The sequence below is a fragment of the Megasphaera paucivorans genome, from assembly GCF_900103535.1.
Classification (GTDB): Bacteria; Bacillota; Negativicutes; order Veillonellales; family Megasphaeraceae; genus Megasphaera_A; species Megasphaera_A paucivorans.
Genome location: NZ_FNHQ01000010.1, coordinates 50150 through 73983 on the forward strand (window position 1 = coordinate 50150; position 23834 = coordinate 73983).

Here is a 23834-nt window from a genome sequence, read left to right on the forward strand (position 1 = left end):
ACTTTGTGATGGACAAAATATTTAATATTGAGGAGGATTATATATGTCGAGTCCAAATGAAACAACGATAGGGTTAGAAGTGCAACAATCACAAAAACGTACACATGTTCGTTGGATTGTTGCAGCGATGATGTGGGCGGCTATCGCTATCAATTTTATTGATAGAACAACTCTTGCTATTGCAACTCCGCATATCATGAGGGATTTAAGTATTACAACCGAAGAAATGGGAATGTTAATGTCAGCTTTCTTTTTGTGTTATGCTTTATTGCAAATACCTGCCGGTTTTATTTCGGAAAAAATTGGTCAGCGTAAAGCATTAGGCTTGTCCGTGCTTTGGTGGTCTATTGCAACGGGGCTTACTGGGGTGGCAACTGGTTTTAAGTCTTTGCTGGGATTGCGTATGATTTTGGGTGTTGGCGAAGCGGGAGCTTATCCGAGTAATGCTGCTATTACGAGAAATTGGTTTCCTAAAAGTGAACGAGCTACAGTTGGAGGACTTTTTGACAGTGGGCAAAAGTTTGGAGGTGCTTTTGGAATACCTATTTTGACTTGGCTAATGATTCAAATTGGATGGCGGGAAACCTTTGCAGTTTTAGGCGTTTTAGGCGTTTTTTGGGCAGTTGCATGGCATTTTTTCTTTAAAGATGATCCGGCTAAACACAAAAGTGTCAATGCTTCTGAATTGTCATATATTAGAGATGGTGTTGATACTGCAAATGAAGACAAGACAATGCCGTGTAAGTGGTATCAGTTGTTGAAATATCGTAATGTTCAAGCTATGTGTATTGGATTCTTTACAACTAATTATAGTTCTTATTTTTTCATCACATGGCTTCCTATGTATCTTATGAAAGATCGTGGTTTAAGCTTTGCAGAAATGGGGTTTGCAGCTTCACTTCCTCTGCTTTGTGGAGCTTTTGCAGAAGTTATTGCGGGCTGGGCTTCTGATAAAGTCCATTCATCTGGTAGATTTTCTCTTACTGCAACTAGAAAAGGTTTTATGTGTGGTGGTTTGATTTTAGCGTCATTTATTGGATTTGCTGCAGTTACAGAATCATTGTATGTCACTTTATTCTTACTTTGTTGTGCTAAGTCGGGCACTGTTATTGCAGCTTCTCAGGTGTGGGCTATACCTAGTGAAATCGCTCCACGTAATATGACGGGTATCGTTGCTGGCATACAAAACTGTATTGCTAACTTTGGTGGAGTGGTAGGTCCTATTGTTACAGGTTTTATTGTTGGATATACGGGACATTTTGAATTTGCTTTGTTATTTACAGCATTTTTACTCTTCTTAGGGTTATTAAATTACATTTTTTATTTGGGGAAAATTGAACCAATACAAATAAACGAAACAAAATAAGATGTTTTGTTTATTAAAAATGGGAGATGGTAGGTATGCAATTGTTTGAGAATTTATTGAATGATGTACCAATACCAAAGTTTGTTAAAGTAAATTATCAAATCATACAGAATCATATAAAAAATCCTGCAGATGAATTATGCCAAGCTATTCAGAAAAGAAATATTTTACAAAAAATTAAAGAAGGAGATTCTGTTTGTATTGCATGTGGAAGTCGTGAAATAGCACATTTATCAGATATTGTGAGAGCATTAGTTCAGGAAATAAAAAAATATGGTGGACATCCCTTTATTATTCCTGCTATGGGGAGTCATGGTGGGTCATCTGCTGAGGGACAAAGAGAAATTCTATTAAATTTCGGATTATCAGAAGAAAACGTAGGAGCTCCTATTAAAGCTACAATGGAAACTATTTATGTTGGGAAATCAGCTTCAGGATTAGAAGTGAGATTGGATAAATATGCATCTGAGGCAGACTGGATTATTCCAGTAGGTAGAATAAAACCACATACTGCTTTTCATGGAATTATTGAAAGTGGTATTCAAAAGATGATTACGATTGGTATGGGAAAACAACACGGTGCTAATATTTGTCATTCGCGTGGGTTTGGACAAATGTCAAAAAATATTCATGAATTTGCTCATACAACACTAGAGCATTATCCGAATATTAATGCGATTGGTATAATTGAAAACGCTTATCATGAAACTTATAAAATTATTGCATTTCCACATGATACAATTGAAGCAGAAGAACCTGGATATTTAGAAGAAGCGCGAGCATTAATGCCTAAAATTCCTTTTAAGAAAGTAGATGCGATTTTTGTAGATGAATTAGGAAAAAATATTAGCGGAACGGGGGCTGATCCTAATATAATTGGACGGTCTCCTGTTATGGGACAATGGGAACCTAATGCCGATTCAATTGTTATGTTTGATCTAACAGATGAATCTCATGGAAATGTAACTGGTATTGGGAATGCGGATGTAACTACAATGCGTGTATATAAAAAATTTAATATGGAAGCTACCTATCCCAATAATATTACAAGTTTAGTTCCTAAAGCTGCAAAAATTCCACCAGTTATGCCAAATGATAAATTAGCTATGAAATTTGGATTAAAAATTTGTTTTAATGCTGATCCAAAATATGGACCTAAGGTTGTTTGGTTGCATAATACGCTCATGATGAAACGATTTTGGGTTTCTGAAGGATTAATTCCAGAAGTGGAATTAATCCATAATTTGAAAATTATTTCTGAACCTCAAAAGATTACATTTAATAATGATGACAATGTTGTTAATTGGAATTGGGATTAGGAATTATAGTTATTGGGAGGTAGAAATAGTATGAAACAATATCAATTGACGATTCCGGCTATTACCTATGCAGGACAAGGAAGTATAGAAAAAATTACGGAAATCATTGAACGTGAACAGGTTCGTTCTATCCTTATTTTTACGGATAAGGGGGTACGGGAATCTGGGCTTACCAAGCGAATTGAAGAACTTTGTTCTAAGAATAGTTACACTGTTATTGATGATCTTGCATCGGAACCGTCGTACCAGGATGTAGAACGAGTTATTGAAGAAACGAGAGGGGCTTCCATTGATTTTATTGTAGGTGTAGGCGGCGGCAGCGTTATGGATGCTTCCAAGCTGGCCAGCATTGTAATCGGAGCCGAATATAGCGTTCGTGATCTTTTGCAAGATCCGACGATTGCTAAAAAATATATTAAAACAGTAATGATTCCTACGACCTGCGGCACTGGTTCGGAGGCTACATGCAATGCTATTGTTGCTATTCCGGAAAAACAATCGAAGCAGGGCATTGTGAATAACTGCATGATTCCTGACTATGTCATACTGGATGCCGATATGATCAACCATCTGCCGCCTAAGATTATTGCTGCGACCGGTGTAGATGCATTGGCTCATGTAGTAGAATGCTTTACGTCCAAAAAAGCAACGATTCTTAGTGATACCTATGCCAAAGAAGGTGCTTGCAAAATTTTTCATAATATCCGTGAAGCGTATGCGGATGCGGCGAACATGGACGCGAAAATGGAAATGATGATGGGTGCTTTTTATGGCGGAATTGCTATTACCGGGTCGGGAACGACGGCTGTTCATGCATTGTCATACCCATTAGGCGGCAAATACCATATTGCTCATGGTGTATCGAATGCCATTCTTTTCGCCCATGTCATGGAATTTAATAAGGATGCCTGTGCCGATCGGCTTGCGCTGCTTTGTGATGCCGTATATCCGGAAAAATACAATGAGTCCGTAAATGTCAAAGCAGATTATATTATTGAAGAAATAAAAGATATTGTAGACAAAGTAAATATTCCGACAAATTTGGAAGAATTAGGTGTAAAAGCCGAAGATCTCGATTTTCTTGTAGAAGCAGGCAGTCAGCAGCAACGGTTATTGGTGAATAATTGCAAGGAATTGTCTTTGGATGATATCCGCTATATCTATAAGAAATTGTTTTAAAAATATTGGTTTCATTGTGATCGATTATATAACAAATGATATATAGTATTTTGCTGGATTCTGTTTGTATAGGATCCAGCTTTTATTTTTGGATAATTTATACTATATAAGTTATATTAAAAAACATAAAAATATATATATTCTACTTTTATTCATGAGAAACAATTAAATGTGTTATAATTTAATCATTGACATATATGCTGCATACTTGTCAATAGAGACGTAGAAGTGTTTGTGTTCTCGGCCGCGCGATTGATAGGATACCGTTTGCTGCGGTTTCTTAAGATGCAGCGGGAGGAAGTTTTTGATGATGCATACTCGTTTTAACATGATAGTGGAAGCCGGTCTGGCCATTGCTTTGACGTATATCCTTAGTCTTATTATTTTGTTCCAATTGCCGCAAGGGGGGGCTATTCATCCCGCCAGCATGGCTCCGCTTATCTTTTTTGCTTTTCGCTGGGGCGGACGAAAAGGGATATTAGTCGGGGTCGTATATGGGATGTTCCATTTCCTGCTGGGACTAAAATTTACGATTCATCCCATGAGTATTATATTGGATTACCTTATGGGGTACGGAATATTGGGAATTGCCGGATTTATCAGACCGTCTGCTTGTTGGAAAATAGCGGCGGGAACGCTGCTGGCTTGCATGGGGCGATGTGCGCTTTCCATTATATCCGGGGCGGTCATATTTGCAGCCTATGCTCCTAAGGGACAAAATCCGTGGATATACTCCGCTATATATAATGTTTCTTATATTGTACCGGAAATGATTTTAACCGTTATTGTCGCTTATATTTTTTACCCCAGGATTAAAAATAAGATATTGGAATTTCGATAGGGGAGAGACATATGGCAGGATACAATTGGCTGCCGACGTGTAGGCATGTAAAAAAACAATCTTTTCGAACCTAGCAGGTTCAAAAAGATTGCTTTCTGCCGCGATATGACAGACACGGTCTGTTTTCTTGTTTATGTTTCTGGCAACGCATTGGCCAGTTTCCATGTTGTACCGTCTTTAAAATGAATGGCAGTCACCGATAGGGAGGCTGTTGTTGCGGAAAGATCGGTGTATCCGATGAGTGTATATTGAGAAGGAATCAACGGATTCAGAAGAAATTGACTGGTGCGGACTGTTTCTGCAGAATCAGGATAGATTGATACATCGGCATAATAAAGCAGTGTATTGTCATCGCTGCGCTGCAGTGTATACGCAGCTTGTATATCCTTGATGCGTTCCGGATTTCCTTTGATGATAGGTGTATACTGGAGACGCAGGAAGGTTTGTTTGTTATCGTTGCTGCGGACCAGCTGAGAGGATAACCGGCTGAGGGTGACAAGGCGGTTGATTTTATCTCGGACCGGTTGGTTATATGCTGCTAATTCACTTTCGTAAGCGCTGTGCAGGCTTTTGAGAAACGTATCTGCATGTGTGATCCCGGTGATATGCCAGTCGTTTTTATCATAGCGGGTCATAATGACGGTTCCGGTTATATTTTTGTTGAGAAGGTCTTGATGGAAGGTTATATCTATTTCTGCTGTGTTGTCATCTATGCGGCGGCTGAAGGAAGAAGAGACATAATGCCAGCCCTTCATGGGTATGGGAAAACCAAATGTACGGAGCCGGTTGTCCATATCTTGTTCTGTTTTCTTAAACGAAGGAGTATCTATGTCTCCGGTGATACGGCAATGCAGGTATGTTTGTGTGTTGGCCGTGAATTGCGTTTTTAGCGGCCGCCATGCTAATTGCAGCAGAAAAGATGGTTGTTCTGCTGTATCGGTATCTTGGATCATAGCATCAAACAGCTGGCCGGAGATGGCTGTTCCGTCCGTCATTTCCTCAAAGGCCGAGGCATCGCCGGACTGGGCAGCGGTAATGATGCGCGATAAGGAATAATCAGGAGTTGCTTTATACATATATCTATATGTATAGGCGGCAGCAGCCAAACATAGTATAATAATACATAAGGCAGTCCAGATAGAAATATCCGGAGCAGGAATGCGGCGTTTCATAGGAATCCTTCTTTCCTGACAAGTCTTTTGTCACGTGCTTTCATTATAGCACATTTATCGGCAGAAAAAGGAAAATGGTATATTTTCCTGAATAGTTTAACATGATATACGTATCATGTTTCTGGAGATGAGTATATGGTCAAAATCCAAGATATAACGAATCATGCAGCCTATGAAGTAGAATATGGCACAACACTGCTGGATATCAGCAAGCAGTACTGTGCAGATTCAAAGACGCGTATTGCGTTGGCGCTGTTTAATAATCAAATGGTCGGACTGCAGACAAAGGTCATGACCGAGGGGACCGTGGAATGGTTTTCCCTGGCGACGATCGAGGGCAATAATTGTATGCAGCGAACGGTTATTTTATTGCTTGTCAGAGCGGTTGCTGATTTATATCCGACGGGAAAGGTTTATGTCAAACATGCACTGAGAAAGGCGCTATATTGTGAACTCAGCATAGGACATACCATAACTGTCGAGGATGTACGGTCTATCAAACGGCGGATGCAGGAACTGGTGGAGCAGAACGTGGATATCCGACAAGTAACCGTTAGTGCGGAGACCGCTAAGGATATGTGTCTGAACCGTAATATGGAACGGGAGGCAAACCTGTTAAGCCATGTAAATATTGATCATATTATGACCTACCAATGCGGACAGGTCTTTGACTATTATATGGGGCCGCTGCTGCCTGATATGGGATATGTTACGATTTTTAATTTACGTTCGTATGCTCCCGGTGTTATTTTAGAATATCCTAAGGTGGATGCTCCTGAAGAATTGCCGGAATATATGGAAATTCCCAAATTAGCACGTGTTTTTTTGGAATCTGAAGAATGGGGACGCATCGTGCGATGTCAATATGTGTCTGATTTGAATAAGTATATTGAGGAAGGGTCTATTCAAGATATTGTGGATATGGCCGAGGCACTGCAGGAAAAGAAATTAGCTCAATTAGCTGATTTTATTGTAGAGCAGCGGCCTAAAATAAAAGTAGTCCTTATTGCCGGCCCTTCTTCAGCCGGGAAAACTACATTCTGCAAGCGTCTGGTTACGCAGCTCCGGGTTATAGGACTGCGGCCGGTACAGGTGTCATTGGATGATTATTTTTTAAATCGGGAGGATACACCGCGAAATAAAGACGGCAGCTATGATTTTGAATCGCTGCGGGCAATCGATGTGTCTTTATTTAATCAGCAGATCGATGCGCTCCATCAGGGGCATGAGGTTCATTTGGCACATTTTGATTTTGTCTCGGGACATCGGCGTTTTGATGAAAAAGTTACTGTTTTGGAGGAAGGCCAGCCTATCGTTGTAGAAGGACTGCATGCGTTGAATGATTCCTTGACCTATATGCTGCCGCGCTATGAAAAAGTGAAAATATCGTTAGGCGTATTGACGCAGATCCGCATTAACGATCATAATCGCATATCGACGTCTGATACACGGATTTTGCGCCGCATGGTACGGGATCATCAATTCCGTGACCGCGGGCCGGATGCGACATTGGAAATATGGAGTGATGTGCGGGAAGGGGAAGAAAAAAATATATATCCCTATCAGGAAGATGCCGATACGATTTTTAATACGGCACTGCCCTATGAAATCGCCGCGTTAAAACCATATGCAGAACCATTATTGAAATCTATTACGCCGGACAGCCCGTATTATCACGAAGCGCAGCGTTTGTTGATGTTTTTATGGCCCTTTGAAGTTATTGATCAATCCATCGTTCCTGCCAATTCGTTGCTGCGCGAATTTTTAGGACAAAAAAGCTAGGCGGTAAACAATTGGCAGATGAAAAAAATCATTGACAAAGCAAGGGTGTATCGATATAATAGTATAGTCGAGGTAGAAATGATGAAACTACAAGTAGAACAAGCAATGAAAGAGGAAGGCAGAAAATTTCCTTTTTCTTTTATGGAACCAGCTGTCGCTTTCGGCGATGTAGCTGCTTTTTCTTGGAAGACTCATAATGTGGCTGTAGAGGGTTTGTTTTGGTTTGATGGATGCCATTTGGTTATTCACGGAACCGTCCAGACCTCGGGAATATACCGTTGCGGCCGCTGCCTGACACCGGTATCGGTGGATCGGAAGGAAACCTTGTCTGAAGTCTATGGTACGGAAGCCGTGCTTCCAGAAGATGTGGAACCGTATAACGGGGAATACATTGATTTGACGAAGACAGTGAGAGAAACCTTGGTCCTCAGCGAACCAATGCGGGTCTTGTGCCGGCCCGATTGCAAAGGGCTTTGCCCGCAGTGCGGCGCTAACCTGAACGAAGGGCCTTGTAGTTGTCCTGATGACAGGATTGACCCAAGAATGGAAAAATTGGGTGAATTACTAAAATCAAATCGCTAATACACGTACCATGATTTTAAGGAGGTGCAGAACATGGCAGTACCAAAACGCAGATTATCGAAATGTCGTCGCGACCGTCGTCGTGCCAACTGGAAATTAACAGCACCGGGATATGTGGAATGCCCGCAGTGCCACGAAGCAATGTTGCCTCATCATGCATGCCCGTCTTGCGGCTTTTATAAAGGCAAGCAGGTTGTAGCCAACACTGCAGCTGAATAAGCTAAACAAAAAAGTGTGCCATGGGCACACTTTTTTTGTTATGCAGATAGAGATAGTATATGCACTCTATCTGCATAACAAAAAAATATCCGTCACGCCCGACGGTGAGGCAATACAGCAGGGCAGAGCGGGAAACATTGGTTGCCCGAAAATGATTTAGCATGGTATAATATATTATTGTGAATAATTTATTTATATTGATATAGAATGAAGCTGCTGCGGGGAGGAAAATTGTATGCGTGCCATGGGAATAGATCCGGGGACGGCTAGATGCGGTTTTGGGATCGTTGATTCACAGGGCAGCCGTCTGCATCCTGTTACGTACGGTGTTATCGAAACGACGCCGGATCATACGGATGCGCAGCGCCTGGTCATGATTTATGACAGTTTAAATCGATTATATGAAACCTATCACCCTGATATTATCGGGGTGGAACAATTGTTTTTTAACCGCAACGTTACGACCGCTATTGCTGTAGGACAAGCCCGCGGCATTATTCTTCTGACGGCGCAGCAGGCAGGTATTACATTACTGGAGTTTTCTCCTTTGCAGGTCAAACAAGGGGTTACCGGGTACGGACGGGCTACGAAAGATCAAGTCATTGATATGACGATGCGCCTTTTGAATATTCGTGAGAAAATTAAGCCCGATGATGCGGCCGACGGATTAGCTATGGCCATTTATGCTTTATATTCCAATCATTCGCAAAGCTTGAAAAGGACGGTTCAATTATGATAGGGTATGTAAAAGGTGTTGTGACTCATATTTTTATCGACTCTTGTTTTGTGGATGTTCATGGAGTCGGCTATCGGGTATACATTCCCGGGTCGACAATGGAAAAACTGACGATTGGCCGGGAAATGCTGCTGTTTACCTATATGAGCGTACGGGAGGATGCAATCCTGCTGTATGGATTCCAAAGTCAGGATGAATATGACTTATTTATGCTTCTGGTAGGGGTAAATAAAGTGGGTCCCAAGGTTGCCTTGGGGATCATGAGTGCTATTCGTCCCGAAAGTTTCCGCATGGCTGTACGGCAGAAGAATATAGCGGTGCTTACTAAACTCCCTGGTATCGGGAAAAAAACAGCAGAACGCTTGATTTTAGAATTACAGGATAAGATAGGCAAACTGGACCGCGAAGATAGTATTGGCGATATGCCCATGGAGGGTGTGGTTCCGCAGGGGATTGCACAAGAAACATTGGCGGCGCTGACAAGTTTAGGCTATTCTTCGCAGGAAGTACTGCCGGCAATAGAAGAAAATGTGCAGCAATGTACAACCGTAGAAGAATTACTGAAAAAAGTATTGCGTGTTTTGGGAAGCGGGAGGTAGAACATGGAAGATCGTATTGTAGAAACAGAAGCACTAGTCGGTGATTCTTGGCAATACAGCTTACGGCCTCATTATTTTAAAGAATATATTGGGCAGGACAAAGTCAAGGCAAACCTGATGGTATTTATTCAAGCAGCAAAAGAACGCAAAGAAGCATTGGATCATGTGCTGCTTTACGGACCGCCGGGTTTGGGAAAAACCACCATGGCAGGAATTATTGCCAATGAACTGGGCGTCAATCTGCGGATCACTTCCGGACCGGCGATTGAAAGACCTGGGGACTTAGCTGCTCTGTTAACAAATTTGCAAGAACGGGATTTACTTTTTATAGATGAGATACATCGGTTATCTCATAGTGTTGAAGAAGTATTATATGCGGCAATGGAGGATTATGCACTGGATATCGTCATCGGCAAAGGACCCAGCGCACGTTCTGTGCGCATTGATTTACCGCCGTTTACACTGGTAGGTGCGACCACACAGGTAGGCCGTCTGGCTCCGCCTTTGCGGGACCGGTTCGGCGTTATTTGCCGCTTGGAATTTTATAAACCGGAAGATCTGGTTCTTATTATCAAGCGAACGGCAGAAATTTTGGATATTGCTGTGGATAATCAGGGAGCGCTGGAAATTGCCCGCCGGTCGCGGGGAACCCCGCGGATAGCCAATCGGTTACTCAAGAGAGTGCGCGATTTTGCGCAGGTATCGGGATCCCATGTCATTAGTGATGCCTTAGCGGCATCGGCATTGGACCGATTGGAAGTGGATTGCTGTGGATTAGATCGTACAGATCGCAGAGTACTGCAAGTCATTATCGAAAAGTTTTCAGGCGGTCCGGTTGGTCTTGATACGATTGCAGCAGCGATCAGCGAGTCCGTGGATGCTGTAGAAGATGTGTATGAACCATTTCTTATGCAACTGGGGTTTTTAAATCGGACGCCCCGGGGCCGTATCGTTACGGAAGCGGCATATCGGCATCTGGGACTGCCTGTGCCGAAACACGAGGATACGTCGTCCGTACCCTTATTTTGAGGAGATGTTAGCATGGCCAGAATGCTTATTGTTATCGGCATATTATGCATAGCGGCAGGCCTTGGCTGGATGTTTCTTGACCAAGTCGGCTTAAGCCGGCTGCTGGGTCATTTGCCAGGCGATCTTAATTTTACCAAGGGGAATGTATCATTTCATTTTCCTGTTGTGACCTGTATTATTATTAGTGTTATCTTAACGGTTCTTTTAAATGTATTTTTTCACCGATAAATTATAGATATAGTAACAGGAGGTATATAGGTATGTGGCGGCAAAGACTCCTTCGCATGACCGCAGCGGCAACTGTTTTTTTATGTATGACCGCTTCTGTTCTGGCTTCTGGTACAGGGCCGGTTGTATGTATCGGGATCAAGGAAGGGCAGAACTCGACATCGGTCAGCGGAACCAGTGATATGATATTGTATAAAAATGGAACGGTTTGGAAAAAAATAAGGGCCTATACTCCTGTTGCCGTGACCTATCAGAATGGGGCACTTGCTGTCAGCGGCAGCTTAGCGGAATCGGTTACGATCGAACCTGCTAAAAATAATGGGACCGCTGTGTTGATGGTAGGCAATCGGCCGTACCGGGGGGATATACGACTGATCAAGTCGCCGGGCCGGTGGGGGATGACGGTTATTAACGAAGTTCCTTTGGAATATTATCTCTATGGCGTGGTAGGCAGTGAAATGTCTTCCTCCTGGGCACCGGAGGCGTTGAAAGCGCAATCGGTGGCGGCTCGGACATATGCGGTAGCACATAAAGGATATTTTATAAAACGCGGATTTGATATGACTAATGACACCAGCAGTCAGGCCTATGGCGGCGTTCTTGCAGAATCGCCGGCTATTAAGCAGGCGGTAGATGCTACGCGCGGAGAAATACTAACATACGGCGGACGACCTATTGATGCTTTATTTTCTGCCTCGGGCGGAGGATATACGGAGCACAGTGAAAATGTTTGGGGCAGTACGGTCCCGTATTTGCGCGGCGTGTATGATGACAGTAGTAAAATGCCGGATTACCGCTGGCAAGTTACTACGACGGCTGCCGATATGGAACGCAAACTCAGAGCGGCCGGCAAAGATGTGGGAACGATCCGGGCCATTGTGCTGACTCCCTTGAAGAAACGGCCGATTACGGCTGCCGACAGAGGAATATCAGGCAGAGTCACCTCGATGGTCGTTATTGGGACGAAAGGACAAGTCCGCGTGACGGGGAATTCTTTCCAGCAAATTTTCGGCTTGAAGAGTACCCTTTTTGATTTTTATCAGGGTGCCGGAGTACCCGGAGATATTGACACGTTCAGGACTCCCCTGCGCAATACGATGTTCACTATAAAAAATGCATTTCCCATCATGATCTATGGCTATGGATGGGGACATGGACTGGGAATGAGCCAGTGGGGGGCTAACCAGATGGGCAGAGAAAACATCAGTTATCAAACGATTTTATATCATTATTATAGTAATACAAAATTAGAAAAGTTATATTAGGAAGAAGGATTTAAAGTGAAATTAAGCGATTTTACCTATGAGCTGCCGAAGGAATTGATTGCGCAGCATCCGGCTGAACCACGAGATCATGCTCGGCTGATGGTATATGATAAAAAAACGGGTGATGTAGCACACCACTATTTTTATGATTTAGTCGACGAATTGCAGTCAGGAGATGTCCTTGTTTTCAACGACTCCAAGGTCATTCCTGCCCGCCTTTTCGGACATCGCATTCCTACGGGCGGAAAAGTAGAAGTACTCCTGTTGACTCCCTGCGGAGAAGATACCTGGGAGGTATTGGTAAAACCGGGGAAAAAGGCCTTGCCGGGTACGCAGCTTGCATTCGAAGGCGGAATGACGGCAGATATATTGGATAAAACCGATTTTGGCGGACGGATTGTGAAATTTAACTATGACGGCGTGTTTGACGATATTATTGATACTATTGGAGAAATGCCGCTGCCGCCGTATATTCATGAAAAATTGGAAGACAAAGAGCAATACCAGACGGTCTATGCCCGTGAAAAAGGTTCTGCCGCAGCTCCTACGGCAGGACTGCACTTTACAGAGGAACTTTTGAAAAAAATACGGGATAAAGGCGTGCAGGAAGTATTTGTTACGCTGCATGTGGGATTGGGTACTTTCCGGCCAGTGGAAGAGGAAAATATCGAAGATCATGAAATGCACAGTGAATTTTACAGCATTACACCCGAAGCGGCGGCAGTTGTGAATCGGGCTAAAATGGAAGGCAGACGTGTTATTGCGGTAGGGACCACCTCCATTCGTACGTTGGAAAGTGCGGGAACCTCCGGAGAACTCAAGGCGGGTTCCGGCTGGACGAATATTTTTATCTATCCGGGATTTACGTTTCATATCGTCGATGCCCTGGTCACTAATTTCCATCTTCCGGAATCGACGCTGCTGATGTTGATCAGTGCCTTATCGGAACGGGAAAAGATATTGAAAGCATATGAAATCGCCGTACAGGAACAGTATCGCTTCTTTAGTTTTGGCGATGCTATGTTTATACGATAAGGAGGAACCCTTTTGGTTATTTCATACGAACTGCAGGCAGAATGTGACGGTGCTCGGGCAGGCTTGCTGCGAACACCGCATGGTACCTTCAAAACACCGATGTTTATGCCTGTTGGTACACAGGCAACTGTAAAAACGCTGACTCCCGAGGAATTGTATGATATGGGAGCCCAGATTATTTTAAGCAATACCTATCACTTGTTTCTGCGTCCGGGAGAGGATTTGGTACGGGAAGCAGGCGGTCTTCATAAATTCATGAATTGGAAACAAGCCATTCTTACGGACAGTGGCGGATTTCAGGTGTTCAGCCTGGGCCAGATGCGGAAAATTACGGAAGAAGGCGTTACGTTTCGATCCCATTTGGATGGATCACGCAAATTTTTGTCACCGGAAGTCTCTATGGATATCCAAATGAAACTGGATTCGGATATTGCCATGGCGTTTGATGAATGCATTCCGTATCCTTCGGATTATGACTATACCAAACATTCGACGGAACGGACCAGCCGCTGGGCGAAACGCTGTTTGGATCATCATCACAGCGATACGCAGGGAGTATTTGGCATCGTTCAGGGCGGCATGTATAAAGATCTCCGCCGGCAAAGTTGTGAAGAACTGACGGCGATGGATTTTGATGGATTTGGTATTGGTGGGTTGAGTGTTGGCGAAGCAAAGGATATAATGTATGATATATTAGAAAATACGACACCGTATCTTCCAATACATAAAGCACGTTATCTGATGGGAGTCGGAACGCCGGATTGTCTGCTTGAAGGCGTGGCGCGCGGCGTAGATATGTTTGATTGTGTATTTCCCACACGGGTAGCACGCAACGGCATGGCTATGACTCATACCGGGAGACTTACGGTACGCAACGCAAAATATGCTCATGATTTTACACCCTTAGAGGAAGGCTGCCAGTGCTATACCTGCAGAAATTATTCCCGGGCTTATATCCGCCACCTGTTTAAGGCAGAGGAGTTATTGGCATATCGGCTGGTCAGTATTCATAATTTATATTTTCTTCTGGATTTTATGCGAAATATGCGTCAATCTATTTTTGATGGTACCTTTCGGCAATTTCGCAAGCAATTTTGGGACCGATATCAAGATGGATAAATTATATTCATTTTGTATATAGATATTATGTGTTTTAGGAGGTGAAAAGAGTGGAAGAATTGATAAACAGTATGGGCGACTTCGGTGCCATGTGGCCGATTCTCTTGATGATGGTTATTTTTTATTTCTTGTTGTACCGACCGCAGAAAAAGCAGCAGAAGCATCGTCAGCAAATGTTGGACAGCTTGAAAAAGGGTGCTAAGGTAATTACTGTTGGCGGTATTTACGGAACCATTGAGACCTTGGATGAAAAAACAGCAACTCTCCGTATTTCCGAAAAGGTTGAAATCAAGGTCACACGCAGTGCTATCAATCAGGTGTTAGGTAAGGATAGTGAAGATGCCGAAAATGATAAGTAAAAAACAACTTAGAAAAGCCATTACAGCACGTCTTGGAGAAATATCTCAGGAAGAACAAGCTAAAGAAAGCAAGGCTGTTTGTTCCCGTATTGCGGTATTGCCGCAGTACAAAAAGGCGCAGCGGATCATGGCATTTTTGAGTATGCCCGGAGAGGTATGCCTGGACTCCCTATTGGACCAGGCAATCCGGGAAGGGCGGCACGTATATGTGCCGCGATGCTTGTCTCGCGGAGTTATGGAGGCGGTCCGGCTGGATTCCGTAACAACAGCCGTAAACGGAGAATATGGTATACGGACAGCGCCGGCGGAAAGTCCTGCTGCCAGTCCGGATACATTGGATTTGATACTTGTTCCAGGCGTGGCTTTTGACGAAGATGGGCGGCGGCTCGGACATGGGGCTGCTTTTTATGACCGTTTTTTGCCAAAAGCACAGCAAGCCAGCTGGGTCGGCATTGCCTGGGATATGCAAATAGTACCGGTCGTTCCTGAAGAAGCACATGATGTGTGTATTCCTTTCATTTTAACGGAACAACGGTATATTATTACACATTGGAAATAAAGTTAGTATTTCCCAAGAGGGGGGATATTGTTGCGGACTCGTAACATGGTAAAGTTTTTTGGCGCAGTCATTATTATTTTGGCTGCATTTATTACATTTATTTATCCGCTTGCCAATTCTATCAAGCAAGGCCTTGATTTGCAGGGCGGCACGCATATTGTGCTGGAAGCGGTGGATACGCCGGATGCACCGGTCACGGAGGATTCACTCAACCGTGTCGTTACTATTATTGAAAGGCGTATCAACGAAATGGGCTTGACGGAACCTATCGTGCAGAAGGAAGGGGCCCGCAGGGTCATTGTAGAGCTGCCTGGTGAAAAGGATCCGCAAAAGGCGATTGAAACAATCGGCAAAACCGCTGTCCTGGAATTTAAAGATGAAAGCGGAGCAACGCGTATAACCGGCAAAGATTTGAAAACGGCAAAAGAACAAATTGATAACGGTAAGAAAAACGTTGTTGCTATCGAATTTACGGATGAAGGTGCCAAGAAGTTTGCCGACTTGACAGCATCCAATGTGGGACACCAGATTTCGATCCTGCTTGATGGACAGGTATTGACTTCCCCTGTTGTTAACGAAGCCATCACCGGCGGTAAAGCCGTCATTACCGGCAGTAAAACGTTGGAGGATGCAAAAAATCTGGCTATTTTACTTCGGTCCGGGGCTCTTCCCGTTAAGGTCCAAGTATTGGAAGTACGGACGATTGGGCCAAGTTTGGGTCAGGATTCTAAGATAAAGAGTGAAAAGGCGTTTGCTATCGGCATCGTTCTTATCATGATTTTCCTTGTTGCCATTTACCGGGTATCCGGGTTGGTAGCCAACGTTGCATTACTGGTATATATTATGATTTTATTGGCGATCCTGAAGTATCTGAATGCGACACTGACACTTCCTGGAATTGCCGGTATTATCTTATCAATGGGATTTGCTGTAGATGCCAATATTCTTATTTTTGAACGATTTAAGGAAGAGGTATTGATCGGAAAAAGTCTGCGAACGTCGATGGAGGCGGGATTCAGACGTGCTTTCAGTACTATTCTGGATGCCAACGTATCTGTTATGATTGCGGCTATTGTTCTCATTGTGATGGGGTCCGGTACTGTAAAAGGATTTGCCGTCAACTTGGCGTTAGGTATTGTTGTCAGTATGTTTACAGCAATTTTGGTTAGTCGTTCACTGTTGACATGGTTCATTAATACCGGTCTTATCACGAATCCCTGGTTTTATGGTTTAAACCGTAAACTGACGGCCGAATCGGAAGCAAAAAAGGGGGGACGGGCATGAGATTCAATATTGTAGCTCATAAAAAATGGTGGTTTTCCCTATCCTCCGTTCTGGTTATACTAAGTATTATCTCTATGTTTGTCTATGGATTTAACTTTGGTATTGACTATACTGGCGGCACGATCCTGGATCTGCAGTTTCAAAAACCGGTTACAGTTGCGCAAGTTCGTGATGCTGTCAATAGTACAAATATGAATCTGGATAACAGTGTTATCCAATTGACCGGCGTGACAGATGAAAGTTCTTCTGCCGATGTCATGATCCGCATGCGCAATCTTTCCAGTGACGAAAGCAAATCGGTTGTTGATCAGGTGCAGAATAAGCTTGGCAGTGTAGACGTCAAGCGGACAGAATCTGTTGGGGCGGTTATTGGCTCGGAAGTAACGAAGAATGCTATTATAAACCTTCTCGTGGCATTTGTGGCACTCGCGGCTTACATTTCCTTCCGATTTGAGTATAAAATAGCGATATCCGCACTTGTATCCATTCTTCACGATTTAATCATGGTGCTTGGATTTTTCTCGTTTTTTCATTTGGAAATTGATGCATCTTTCCTGGCGGCCATATTGACAGTAGTAGGCTATTCCATGAATGAAGCCGTCGTTATTTTTGACCGTGTGCGGGAAAATACACGGACTCACCGCCGGACGGATACCTACGAAAAACTGGCATATGACAGTATTGCTCAGAGTATTCACCGCAGTATCTATACACTGACGACGGTACTTTTTGCTTGCGGAGCGCTGCATTTTTTCGGCGGCGATTCGACCAAGAATTTCTCACTGGTCATGCTCATCGGCTTTATCAGCGGGGCGTATTCTTCCATCTGTGTAGACACCTCTCTATGGGTCGTGTGGAAAAACCATACTTCGCATAAACGTGGCGCCAAACCCGAAGAAGAAACCGGCATTGTCAGTGAAGAAAGCAACTAACCATACCAGCAGAAAACATGTTCCTTCCTTTATTCGGCTGGAAAAACTGGCAGATATGCAAAACAGGTGTTCAGAAATGTTCTGAGCGCCTGTTTTTATTTTTTGAACTATATTAATTTATATTTTTGGGTCTGGGGGCAAGAAAAGCAAAAATAGCGCCAAAGACAGCGACGACCCATAATATCTGCAGGGCAGCAGAAACGCCCCATTGATCTGCTCCCCAGCCGACCAGCGGGGATATGAGGCCCCCCATGGTAGTGCTCAGCCCCAGCGTCACACCTGATGCTAACCCTACATTTTTAGATAAATAAGTCTGTCCGAGAACAACGATAGGGCTGTAAGGTGCAAATAAGGAGAAGGCAACGGGAATAAGCAATAGTGTCGACAACCAGACGTTGGTGCTGTTCGTGAAAAAAAACATAGCTGGGATCATCAACAAGAAAGAACTCCGCATAATGCGGATAAATCCAAAACGATCGGCCATGATTCCGCCTAAGAAGGTGATGCAGGCACCCATTGCAAATAAGATGGATAATGCGAGACTGCCGTTAGCCGGTGTTTCATGAAGGACGGTAATCCAATAAATAGGAATAAATGTATTGCAGATCGTAAAGCCTACGGAACGTGCAAAAATAACGACGGTCAATTTGCTGAAAGCACCCCAATCATTTTCTTTTGCTTCATTTTTATGAGCCATCGTATCTTTGATTTCGGCATCGGCTGCCATTTTTAGGACTTTTGGCATATTTACATATAAGATGGCGGAAAGGACGGTATTTACTAATCCAAAAATGACTAATCCGCGGATGTCAAACGCATAAGCGCAAAAACCGGCAACCATAGGCCCTACGGCAAACCCGGCATTGCCGCCTACTGAAAAACTTCCCAGTGCCTGGCCTTTGAGTTTTCCGGAAATTCTGTTGACCATGAGCGCTGCTTCCGGGTGAAAAATGGAGGAGCCGAGACCGCTGAACATGGCACAAACAAAAATAGTCCAGTAATTGGTCGTAAATGCGATAATAGTAAGGCAAACGCCGCACATCATAGTTCCGACAGGGATAAACCAAGGTTTGGAAATTTTATCGGAATAATACCCAAAAAGTGGTTGTGATACAGAAGATAAGAGCATATTGGCAAAAATCAATGTAGCGGCATCTTGATAACTTAAGTTACAAACAGCAATAAAATAAGGCAGCAGTGCCGGAATTGCTCCTTGGCACCAATCAGCGGCAAAGTGCCCCATAGTAAAGAGATAAACAAAAGGATTTAATTTTTTCATAGCAGATACGACCTTCTTTTTATAGGATGTCCATATATTCTTGTATTATATATACGTTATTATTACATAGTACTTTATAGTTTTCAAGAGAAATACGTGGGTATCTACTATATATAGTAATAAAAGTGCTTTTTTAAAGTATATTTATAATTGCAGGTGGTAAAAAAAGTCCTATGTGATATAATGGGAAAAATGGTATTAAAATATTAAGGAGTTGAGCATATGGCATCAAAAGAAATGTTTGAATTGGGCTCTAAGAGTTCTGCTATCAGAGATTTGTTTGATTACGGACAAAAGCAGGCAGCTATCGTAGGGAAGGAAAATGTTTTCGATTTCAGTATCGGGAATCCTACGGTACCAGCTCCGCCTTGCGTTAAAGAAGCGATTGAAGACCTGCTGAACACTAGGGCTTCCGTGGAAATTCACGGGTATACCTCGGCACCGGGAGATATATCTGTCCGTAACGGCCTGGCTGACTTTATGAATACTACCTATAATGCCGGCGTCAGAGCAGAAAATTTCTATATGACTTGCGGTGCGGCGGCTTCCTTGACGATGTCCCTGAAAGCGCTAGTGGAATCGCCGGAGGATGAAATCATCCTTATTGCACCATTTTTCTCGGAATACACCGTATTTATTCAAAATACAGGAGCAAAACGGGTAGTTCTGCCGCCGGATACAACGCATTTTCAAATTGACTTTGCAGCGTTGGAACATACGATTACGCCGCATACCCGGGCTATTATCATCAATTCCCCGAATAATCCTTCGGGTACAGTATATACAGCGGATACCTATACGCGTTTGGCTGCGCTGCTTACACAGAAATCAAAGGAATACGGACATCCCGTCTATATTATTTCCGATGAACCGTATCGGGAAATCATTTATGATGATATGCCGATCCTTTACGTCCCGAAGTTTTATAAAGATACAGTGATTTGCTATTCGTACAGTAAATCCTTGTCCCTTCCGGGAGATCGTATCGGTTATATTCTTGTACCGGACGAGGTGGAAGGTGCCAAGGAAATCTATGCAGCTATTTGTGGTGCCGGCCGTTCGATGGGATTTGTCTGTGCTCCGAATTTGTTCCAGAAGGTCGTGCTGGCTTGTCTGGGGAAAACGTCAGATGTTGCTGTATATGATGCGAATCGGCAGTTGTTGTACAATGGACTGAAGGATATGGGATATGAATGTGTATATCCGAGCGGAGCCTTTTATCTTTTTGTGAAATCACCGGAACCGGATGCCAAGGTATTTTCTGAAAAAGCCAAGGCCTTGAATCTGCTTATTGTTCCGGCGGATGATTTTGGCTGTCCCGGATATGTCCGCGTATCTTATTGTGTGGATCCGGATATGATCACGCGTTCCTTTACCGCGTTCCAAAAACTTATCGACCAATATAAATAACAGTGATCAAACGTTGCCCATAGACGACGGAAGCACCCTGCTTACCGTCGTCTATGGGTATTATGTTCTTGACAAACGATTTGCATTTTGCTAAACTATTCAAGTCATCCATTTTATGGGCCTATAGCTCAGCTGGTTAGAGCGCACGCCTGATAAGCGTGAGGTCGGTGGTTCAAGTCCACCTAGGCCCACCAAGATAATCCCTTCAGCCTAAAAGGTTTTTATGCTGAGGGGGCTTTTTATATACGTAAACGCATGTAATTATGTTATAATAATACAATGCCATAAGAAAAAAGGGAGGTTAGTCTATGGTAAACATTGCATCCTATATCGAACAAACGAATCTAAAACCGGAGGCGACGCTGCAGGATATATCCAAGCTTTGCAGTGAGGCTATGACCTATAATTTTGCTGCTGTTTGCGTACATTCTTCGTATGTAAGTACGGCTCATGCCATGCTTAAAGGCAGTGATGTACGAATTTCCTGTGTCGTTGGGTTTCCATTGGGAGCTATGGCAACAAAAATAAAGGCGGCAGAGGCAGCGTACGCGGTTGCTTGCGGAGCCGATGAAATAGATATGGTACTGGCCATCGGAAGGGTAAAGAGCGGTGACTGGGATTATGTGATAGAAGATATCCAGCAAGTTGTAGCGGCTGTTCCCGGACATCCTGTGAAGGGGATTCTGGAGACGGGGTTGTTAACGGAGGAAGAAAAAAAATTAGCTTGCCGTGCTGCTGTGCAAGCAGGGGCGGCTTATGTAAAAACGTCGACTGGTTTTGGCTGCGGCGGGGCTGTTGTGGAGGATGTTCGGCTTATGCGGGACATGGTCGGTAAAAATGCGCGGATCAAGGCTTCCGGCGGTATACGCGATTATCAGACGGCGTGTGCTATGATTGCAGCAGGTGCAGATAGATTGGGAACCAGCAGCGGGCCAGCCATTATGGAAGGTATGCAGCATGACGGAAAGTGAATTTCAACTGCAGCAAATGGCGTATTCTATCGGACAGGCCCGCGGCTGTGCTCCCGATACGGAACTCCCTGAGGCAGTCGAAGAAATGACATATACCCATACAGAAGATTCTTTTATGGAGACGATGCCGACCCATGGTCCGTCTGACTGTACCGTTAGCATCCTTGCCAGCGGCAGCAGCGGCAATGCGACCTATATCCGCTGGGGGAACACACGGATACTGATTGATGCGGGTATCAGTTACCGCCGCATTGAACAAGGACTGCGGCAGGTTCAATGCACAGTGGCTGATCTGGATGCTGTTTTTCTTACTCATGAGCATTCCGATCACACGGCGGGGCTGCCTGTTTTGTTGAAACGTTCTCATATGCCGATTTATACGACACGGGACACCTGGCAGGCCATAGGTAAAAAAATTGACGATTACAGTGACCGATTTGTCAGATTACCACGTCGTGTCAGTTTGAAAGATGTGCAGGTCATACCGTTTGCTATTTCTCATGATGCGGCCCGTCCGGTGGGATATGCCCTGCGATGCGGCGACAGCAAAGTCACGGTGGCGACGGATTTGGGTTATATCAGCCGAGATGTAGAATTAGCGGCAGCACATGCGGATATTTTGATTTTGGAAGCAAACCATGATGAACAAATGGTTCGGGAAGGTCCGTATCCGTATTGCCTGCAGGCACGGATTTTGGGACAAAAAGGACATTTGTCAAATAAAACGGCAGCAGCATTTTTGGCACGGCTGCCGCGCAAGCAAGGCATGAAAGTATTGCTGGCTCATCGCAGTGCTAAGAATAATTCCCCCGCTTGTACCGTACAGACGGTACGTGAGGTACTTCATGACGCGGGGATGGTGATGGGACAGGATATTATCATTCGGCTGGCTTGTCAATCCGGGCAAGTGAGATTTCAAGATAAGGAGTGATGACAGATGTCAAAAAAACATATTATCATAGTGATAGCGGCAATCATACTTATTATAGTGGGAGCAGCAGGAGGATATTTTCTCAATAATACGTTCCTTCATAACGGACAGTCCTTTAAAGGAACGACAAATCAATTGGAACCGCCTAAAAAAACGGATAAAATTTCCGACGCACGAAATACATGGGCTGTGCAAGCAGCTAAAAAAGTCAGTCCGGCTGTTGTCGGCATTACGACAAAGGTCTATAACCGCGATATGTTTAACCGTAAAGTCCTTGTCGGTGAAGGCGTCGGATCGGGTGTCATTTTTGATAAAAACGGGTATATCGTAACGAATAACCACGTTGTCGGCGACAGCAAGACGGTTATCGTGTCATTGGCAGACGGACAAAGCACGGAAGGTACTGTTGTTGGCAGTGATGCCAGAACCGATTTGGCTGTTGTCAAAATCAATGTCAGCAATCTCACCGTTGCGGAGTTTGGCGACAGCGACTCATTGCAGGCCGGAGAACCGGTCATCGCCATCGGCAATCCGCTGGGACTGGAATTTCAAGGTACTGTCACCGCCGGTGTTATCAGTGCGTTGAATCGTACGATCGGAGCAGAAGGACAGAGCATGAAGCTTATCCAGACGGATGCGGCTATTAATCCCGGCAACTCCGGCGGAGCCTTGGTCAATGCGGATGGACAGGTTATCGGCATTAATAGCGCCAAAATATCAAAAGAAGGGGTTGAAGGCTTAGGCTTTGCTATCCCCATCAACACCGTGCGGCCTATTTTGGAATCCCTGATTAAAAATGGCAAAGTAGTTCGGCCGTATCTGGGAATATACGGGCTCGATAAGCAAATGGCCGGCCGGTTTGGCATGGAATTGCAAGTAGATGGTATCTATGTGTACCAGGTTATTGCCGGAGGTCCGCTGGCACAGGCAGGAATCCAACATGGGGATATACTGATCAAGATGGATGACGCGGACTTAAAGGACTTTAATGCCTTGCAAGATGCAATGAAAGCACATAAAGTCGGCGATTCCGTGACGATTACCTATTTGCGCAACAATGTGCAGCAAACAGTGCAGGTAACGTTGCAGGAAGCACCGAAGGATGATGAAAAGTAAGATGAAATATCATGTTATTACGATCGGGAAAATCAAGGAAGCCTATCTGACGGCCGGCATGGATGAATTTTTGAAACGACTGCGGCCTTATGGGCAGGTAGAAATAACGGTCCTGCCAGAAGAGAAAATGCCGGACAAACCGTCTGCTGCCGATAAAAAACGAATTCTCGATATAGAAGGGGAAAAGCTCTTGCGCCATGTGCGCGAGGGCTCCTTCCTTTTTGTACTGGATGTACAAGGGACACTGATCTCCTCCGAAGCGATGGCGGAAAAATTTTCCGAACTAGCGGTATACGGCTGCAGTGAATTATCTTTTATTATCGGCGGTCCGTTCGGATTATCTGATACGATACGGCGCCGTGCAGATCTGCGCATCTCCTTTGGACGCATTACATTGACGCATCAGATGATACGCCTCCTATTATTGGAACAGATATATAGAGCCATCAAAATCGGACGGCACGAACCATACCATCTGTGAAATTTGAACAAGTTAAAAATAAAAGAAGGAATTTCAGTTTC

25 protein-coding genes and 1 tRNA gene are annotated in these 23834 nt (G+C 44.1%); 24 read left to right on the forward strand and 2 right to left on the reverse strand.

What is annotated here, in order from left to right; genetic code table 11:
• The first annotated feature begins 43 nt into the window (after positions 1 to 43).
• The 4 genes from BLR11_RS06085 (at position 44) to thiT (ending at position 4705) form a co-directional block, all read left to right on the forward strand.
• Positions 44 to 1366: an MFS transporter gene (locus tag BLR11_RS06085; RefSeq protein ID WP_091649465.1), complete on the forward strand. Its 1323-nt coding sequence runs from the start codon at positions 44 to 46 to the stop codon at positions 1364 to 1366.
• A gap of 35 nt (positions 1367 to 1401) precedes the next feature.
• Positions 1402 to 2685: a nickel pincer cofactor-dependent isomerase, group 22 gene (locus tag BLR11_RS06090; RefSeq protein ID WP_091649468.1), complete on the forward strand. Its 1284-nt coding sequence runs from the start codon at positions 1402 to 1404 to the stop codon at positions 2683 to 2685.
• Between the two features lie 30 nt (positions 2686 to 2715).
• The gene (locus BLR11_RS06095; RefSeq protein ID WP_091649470.1) at positions 2716 to 3864 is read left to right on the forward strand and encodes an iron-containing alcohol dehydrogenase; all 1149 of its coding nucleotides are present in this window, start codon (positions 2716 to 2718) and stop codon (positions 3862 to 3864) included.
• 307 nt (positions 3865 to 4171) lie between these two features.
• Entirely contained in the window at positions 4172 to 4705 is a 534-nt protein-coding gene (gene thiT / locus BLR11_RS06100) for an energy-coupled thiamine transporter ThiT (protein WP_091649473.1), read from the forward strand.
• A gap of 131 nt (positions 4706 to 4836) precedes the next feature.
• Here thiT and BLR11_RS06105 read toward each other — a convergent pair whose 3' ends face one another.
• Positions 4837 to 5877, reverse strand: coding sequence for a hypothetical protein (locus tag BLR11_RS06105; RefSeq protein WP_091649476.1), 1041 nt, complete (start codon positions 5875 to 5877; stop codon positions 4837 to 4839).
• 135 nt (positions 5878 to 6012) lie between these two features.
• Here BLR11_RS06105 and BLR11_RS06110 point away from each other — a divergent pair, with 135 nt between their 5' ends.
• The 14 genes from BLR11_RS06110 to secF all read left to right on the forward strand — a co-directional run bounded on the left by BLR11_RS06110 (position 6013) and on the right by secF (position 17605).
• Positions 6013 to 7659: a nucleoside kinase gene (locus tag BLR11_RS06110; RefSeq protein ID WP_091649479.1), complete on the forward strand. Its 1647-nt coding sequence runs from the start codon at positions 6013 to 6015 to the stop codon at positions 7657 to 7659.
• A gap of 18 nt (positions 7660 to 7677) precedes the next feature.
• Positions 7678 to 8241, forward strand: a complete 564-nt coding sequence (locus BLR11_RS06115; protein ID WP_245675100.1) for a YceD family protein — start codon at positions 7678 to 7680, stop codon at positions 8239 to 8241.
• 33 nt (positions 8242 to 8274) lie between these two features.
• Complete coding sequence (rpmF, locus tag BLR11_RS06120; RefSeq protein WP_091649484.1) at positions 8275 to 8460, forward strand: 50S ribosomal protein L32; 186 nt, start codon at positions 8275 to 8277, stop codon at positions 8458 to 8460.
• A 235-nt stretch (positions 8461 to 8695) separates the two neighbouring features.
• A complete protein-coding gene (ruvC, locus tag BLR11_RS06125) occupies positions 8696 to 9196 on the forward strand; it encodes a crossover junction endodeoxyribonuclease RuvC (RefSeq protein ID WP_091649487.1) in 501 nt (166 codons plus the stop codon).
• Positions 9193 to 9795 carry a Holliday junction branch migration protein RuvA gene (gene ruvA, locus BLR11_RS06130; RefSeq protein WP_091649489.1) on the forward strand — a complete coding sequence of 201 codons (603 nt, stop codon included), beginning with the start codon at positions 9193 to 9195 and terminating at the stop codon, positions 9793 to 9795. The genes ruvC and ruvA overlap by 4 nt, the downstream gene beginning before the upstream one ends.
• A gap of 3 nt (positions 9796 to 9798) precedes the next feature.
• Positions 9799 to 10824, forward strand: coding sequence for a Holliday junction branch migration DNA helicase RuvB (ruvB, locus tag BLR11_RS06135; RefSeq protein WP_091649492.1), 1026 nt, complete (start codon positions 9799 to 9801; stop codon positions 10822 to 10824).
• 12 nt (positions 10825 to 10836) lie between these two features.
• Positions 10837 to 11052, forward strand: coding sequence for a DUF2905 domain-containing protein (locus tag BLR11_RS06140; RefSeq protein WP_091649494.1), 216 nt, complete (start codon positions 10837 to 10839; stop codon positions 11050 to 11052).
• Between the two features lie 32 nt (positions 11053 to 11084).
• Positions 11085 to 12317, forward strand: coding sequence for a SpoIID/LytB domain-containing protein (locus BLR11_RS06145; RefSeq protein ID WP_091649495.1), 1233 nt, complete (start codon positions 11085 to 11087; stop codon positions 12315 to 12317).
• A 15-nt stretch (positions 12318 to 12332) separates the two neighbouring features.
• Positions 12333 to 13352: a tRNA preQ1(34) S-adenosylmethionine ribosyltransferase-isomerase QueA gene (queA, locus tag BLR11_RS06150; RefSeq protein WP_091649498.1), complete on the forward strand. Its 1020-nt coding sequence runs from the start codon at positions 12333 to 12335 to the stop codon at positions 13350 to 13352.
• Between the two features lie 12 nt (positions 13353 to 13364).
• Positions 13365 to 14471, forward strand: coding sequence for a tRNA guanosine(34) transglycosylase Tgt (tgt, locus tag BLR11_RS06155; protein ID WP_091649500.1), 1107 nt, complete (start codon positions 13365 to 13367; stop codon positions 14469 to 14471).
• 71 nt (positions 14472 to 14542) lie between these two features.
• Positions 14543 to 14830: a preprotein translocase subunit YajC gene (gene yajC, locus BLR11_RS06160; RefSeq protein ID WP_091649562.1), complete on the forward strand. Its 288-nt coding sequence runs from the start codon at positions 14543 to 14545 to the stop codon at positions 14828 to 14830.
• Entirely contained in the window at positions 14811 to 15389 is a 579-nt protein-coding gene (locus tag BLR11_RS06165; protein WP_245675101.1) for a 5-formyltetrahydrofolate cyclo-ligase, read from the forward strand. Before yajC ends, BLR11_RS06165 begins: the two co-directional genes overlap by 20 nt.
• Positions 15390 to 15434: 45 nt before the next feature.
• Positions 15435 to 16673, forward strand: a complete 1239-nt coding sequence (gene secD, locus BLR11_RS06170; protein ID WP_091649503.1) for a protein translocase subunit SecD — start codon at positions 15435 to 15437, stop codon at positions 16671 to 16673.
• The gene (gene secF / locus BLR11_RS06175; RefSeq protein WP_091649506.1) at positions 16670 to 17605 is read left to right on the forward strand and encodes a protein translocase subunit SecF; all 936 of its coding nucleotides are present in this window, start codon (positions 16670 to 16672) and stop codon (positions 17603 to 17605) included. The genes secD and secF overlap by 4 nt, the downstream gene beginning before the upstream one ends.
• A 112-nt stretch (positions 17606 to 17717) precedes the next feature.
• On the opposite strand, the gene BLR11_RS06180 is transcribed toward secF, so the two are convergent.
• The gene (locus BLR11_RS06180; protein WP_091649510.1) at positions 17718 to 18884 is read right to left on the reverse strand and encodes an MFS transporter; all 1167 of its coding nucleotides are present in this window, start codon (positions 18882 to 18884) and stop codon (positions 17718 to 17720) included.
• Positions 18885 to 19106: 222 nt separating this feature from the next.
• Between BLR11_RS06180 and BLR11_RS06185 the strand changes: the two genes are divergently transcribed.
• From BLR11_RS06185 to rlmH, 6 genes are all read left to right on the forward strand, one after another.
• Complete coding sequence (locus BLR11_RS06185) at positions 19107 to 20294, forward strand: pyridoxal phosphate-dependent aminotransferase (RefSeq protein WP_091649512.1); 1188 nt, start codon at positions 19107 to 19109, stop codon at positions 20292 to 20294.
• Positions 20295 to 20411: 117 nt separating this feature from the next.
• Positions 20412 to 20488: transfer RNA gene (locus BLR11_RS06190), tRNA-Ile, on the forward strand.
• 114 nt (positions 20489 to 20602) lie between these two features.
• Positions 20603 to 21265 (forward strand): deoxyribose-phosphate aldolase, encoded by a 663-nt coding sequence (deoC, locus tag BLR11_RS06195; RefSeq protein WP_091649515.1) that lies wholly within the window; start codon positions 20603 to 20605, stop codon positions 21263 to 21265.
• Positions 21252 to 22196: an MBL fold metallo-hydrolase gene (locus BLR11_RS06200; protein WP_091649517.1), complete on the forward strand. Its 945-nt coding sequence runs from the start codon at positions 21252 to 21254 to the stop codon at positions 22194 to 22196. Before deoC ends, BLR11_RS06200 begins: the two co-directional genes overlap by 14 nt.
• Positions 22197 to 22202: 6 nt before the next feature.
• The gene (locus BLR11_RS06205; RefSeq protein WP_091649520.1) at positions 22203 to 23312 is read left to right on the forward strand and encodes a S1C family serine protease; all 1110 of its coding nucleotides are present in this window, start codon (positions 22203 to 22205) and stop codon (positions 23310 to 23312) included.
• Position 23313: 1 nt separating this feature from the next.
• Complete coding sequence (gene rlmH, locus BLR11_RS06210) at positions 23314 to 23793, forward strand: 23S rRNA (pseudouridine(1915)-N(3))-methyltransferase RlmH (protein ID WP_091649568.1); 480 nt, start codon at positions 23314 to 23316, stop codon at positions 23791 to 23793.
• Positions 23794 to 23834 lie beyond the last annotated feature (41 nt).

Bases quoted from the DNA above. Each gene is read 5' to 3' on its own strand.
- BLR11_RS06085 (WP_091649465.1), top strand. From the start codon at position 44: ATGTCGAGTCCAAATGAAACAACGATAGGGTTAGAAGTGCAACAATCA.
- BLR11_RS06090 (WP_091649468.1), top strand. From the start codon at position 1,402: ATGCAATTGTTTGAGAATTTATTGAATGATGTACCAATACCAAAGTTT.
- BLR11_RS06095 (WP_091649470.1), top strand. From the start codon at position 2,716: ATGAAACAATATCAATTGACGATTCCGGCTATTACCTATGCAGGACAA.
- thiT (WP_091649473.1), top strand. From the start codon at position 4,172: ATGATGCATACTCGTTTTAACATGATAGTGGAAGCCGGTCTGGCCATT.
- BLR11_RS06105 (WP_091649476.1), bottom strand. From the start codon at position 5,877: ATGAAACGCCGCATTCCTGCTCCGGATATTTCTATCTGGACTGCCTTA.
- BLR11_RS06110 (WP_091649479.1), top strand. From the start codon at position 6,013: ATGGTCAAAATCCAAGATATAACGAATCATGCAGCCTATGAAGTAGAA.
- BLR11_RS06115 (WP_245675100.1), top strand. From the start codon at position 7,678: ATGAAAAAAATCATTGACAAAGCAAGGGTGTATCGATATAATAGTATA.
- rpmF (WP_091649484.1), top strand. From the start codon at position 8,275: ATGGCAGTACCAAAACGCAGATTATCGAAATGTCGTCGCGACCGTCGT.
- ruvC (WP_091649487.1), top strand. From the start codon at position 8,696: ATGCGTGCCATGGGAATAGATCCGGGGACGGCTAGATGCGGTTTTGGG.
- ruvA (WP_091649489.1), top strand. From the start codon at position 9,193: ATGATAGGGTATGTAAAAGGTGTTGTGACTCATATTTTTATCGACTCT.
- ruvB (WP_091649492.1), top strand. From the start codon at position 9,799: ATGGAAGATCGTATTGTAGAAACAGAAGCACTAGTCGGTGATTCTTGG.
- BLR11_RS06140 (WP_091649494.1), top strand. From the start codon at position 10,837: ATGGCCAGAATGCTTATTGTTATCGGCATATTATGCATAGCGGCAGGC.
- BLR11_RS06145 (WP_091649495.1), top strand. From the start codon at position 11,085: ATGTGGCGGCAAAGACTCCTTCGCATGACCGCAGCGGCAACTGTTTTT.
- yajC (WP_091649562.1), top strand. From the start codon at position 14,543: ATGGGCGACTTCGGTGCCATGTGGCCGATTCTCTTGATGATGGTTATT.
- BLR11_RS06165 (WP_245675101.1), top strand. From the start codon at position 14,811: ATGCCGAAAATGATAAGTAAAAAACAACTTAGAAAAGCCATTACAGCA.
- secD (WP_091649503.1), top strand. From the start codon at position 15,435: ATGGTAAAGTTTTTTGGCGCAGTCATTATTATTTTGGCTGCATTTATT.
- secF (WP_091649506.1), top strand. From the start codon at position 16,670: ATGAGATTCAATATTGTAGCTCATAAAAAATGGTGGTTTTCCCTATCC.
- BLR11_RS06180 (WP_091649510.1), bottom strand. From the start codon at position 18,884: ATGAAAAAATTAAATCCTTTTGTTTATCTCTTTACTATGGGGCACTTT.
- BLR11_RS06185 (WP_091649512.1), top strand. From the start codon at position 19,107: ATGGCATCAAAAGAAATGTTTGAATTGGGCTCTAAGAGTTCTGCTATC.
- deoC (WP_091649515.1), top strand. From the start codon at position 20,603: ATGGTAAACATTGCATCCTATATCGAACAAACGAATCTAAAACCGGAG.
- BLR11_RS06200 (WP_091649517.1), top strand. From the start codon at position 21,252: ATGACGGAAAGTGAATTTCAACTGCAGCAAATGGCGTATTCTATCGGA.
- BLR11_RS06205 (WP_091649520.1), top strand. From the start codon at position 22,203: ATGTCAAAAAAACATATTATCATAGTGATAGCGGCAATCATACTTATT.
- rlmH (WP_091649568.1), top strand. From the start codon at position 23,314: ATGAAATATCATGTTATTACGATCGGGAAAATCAAGGAAGCCTATCTG.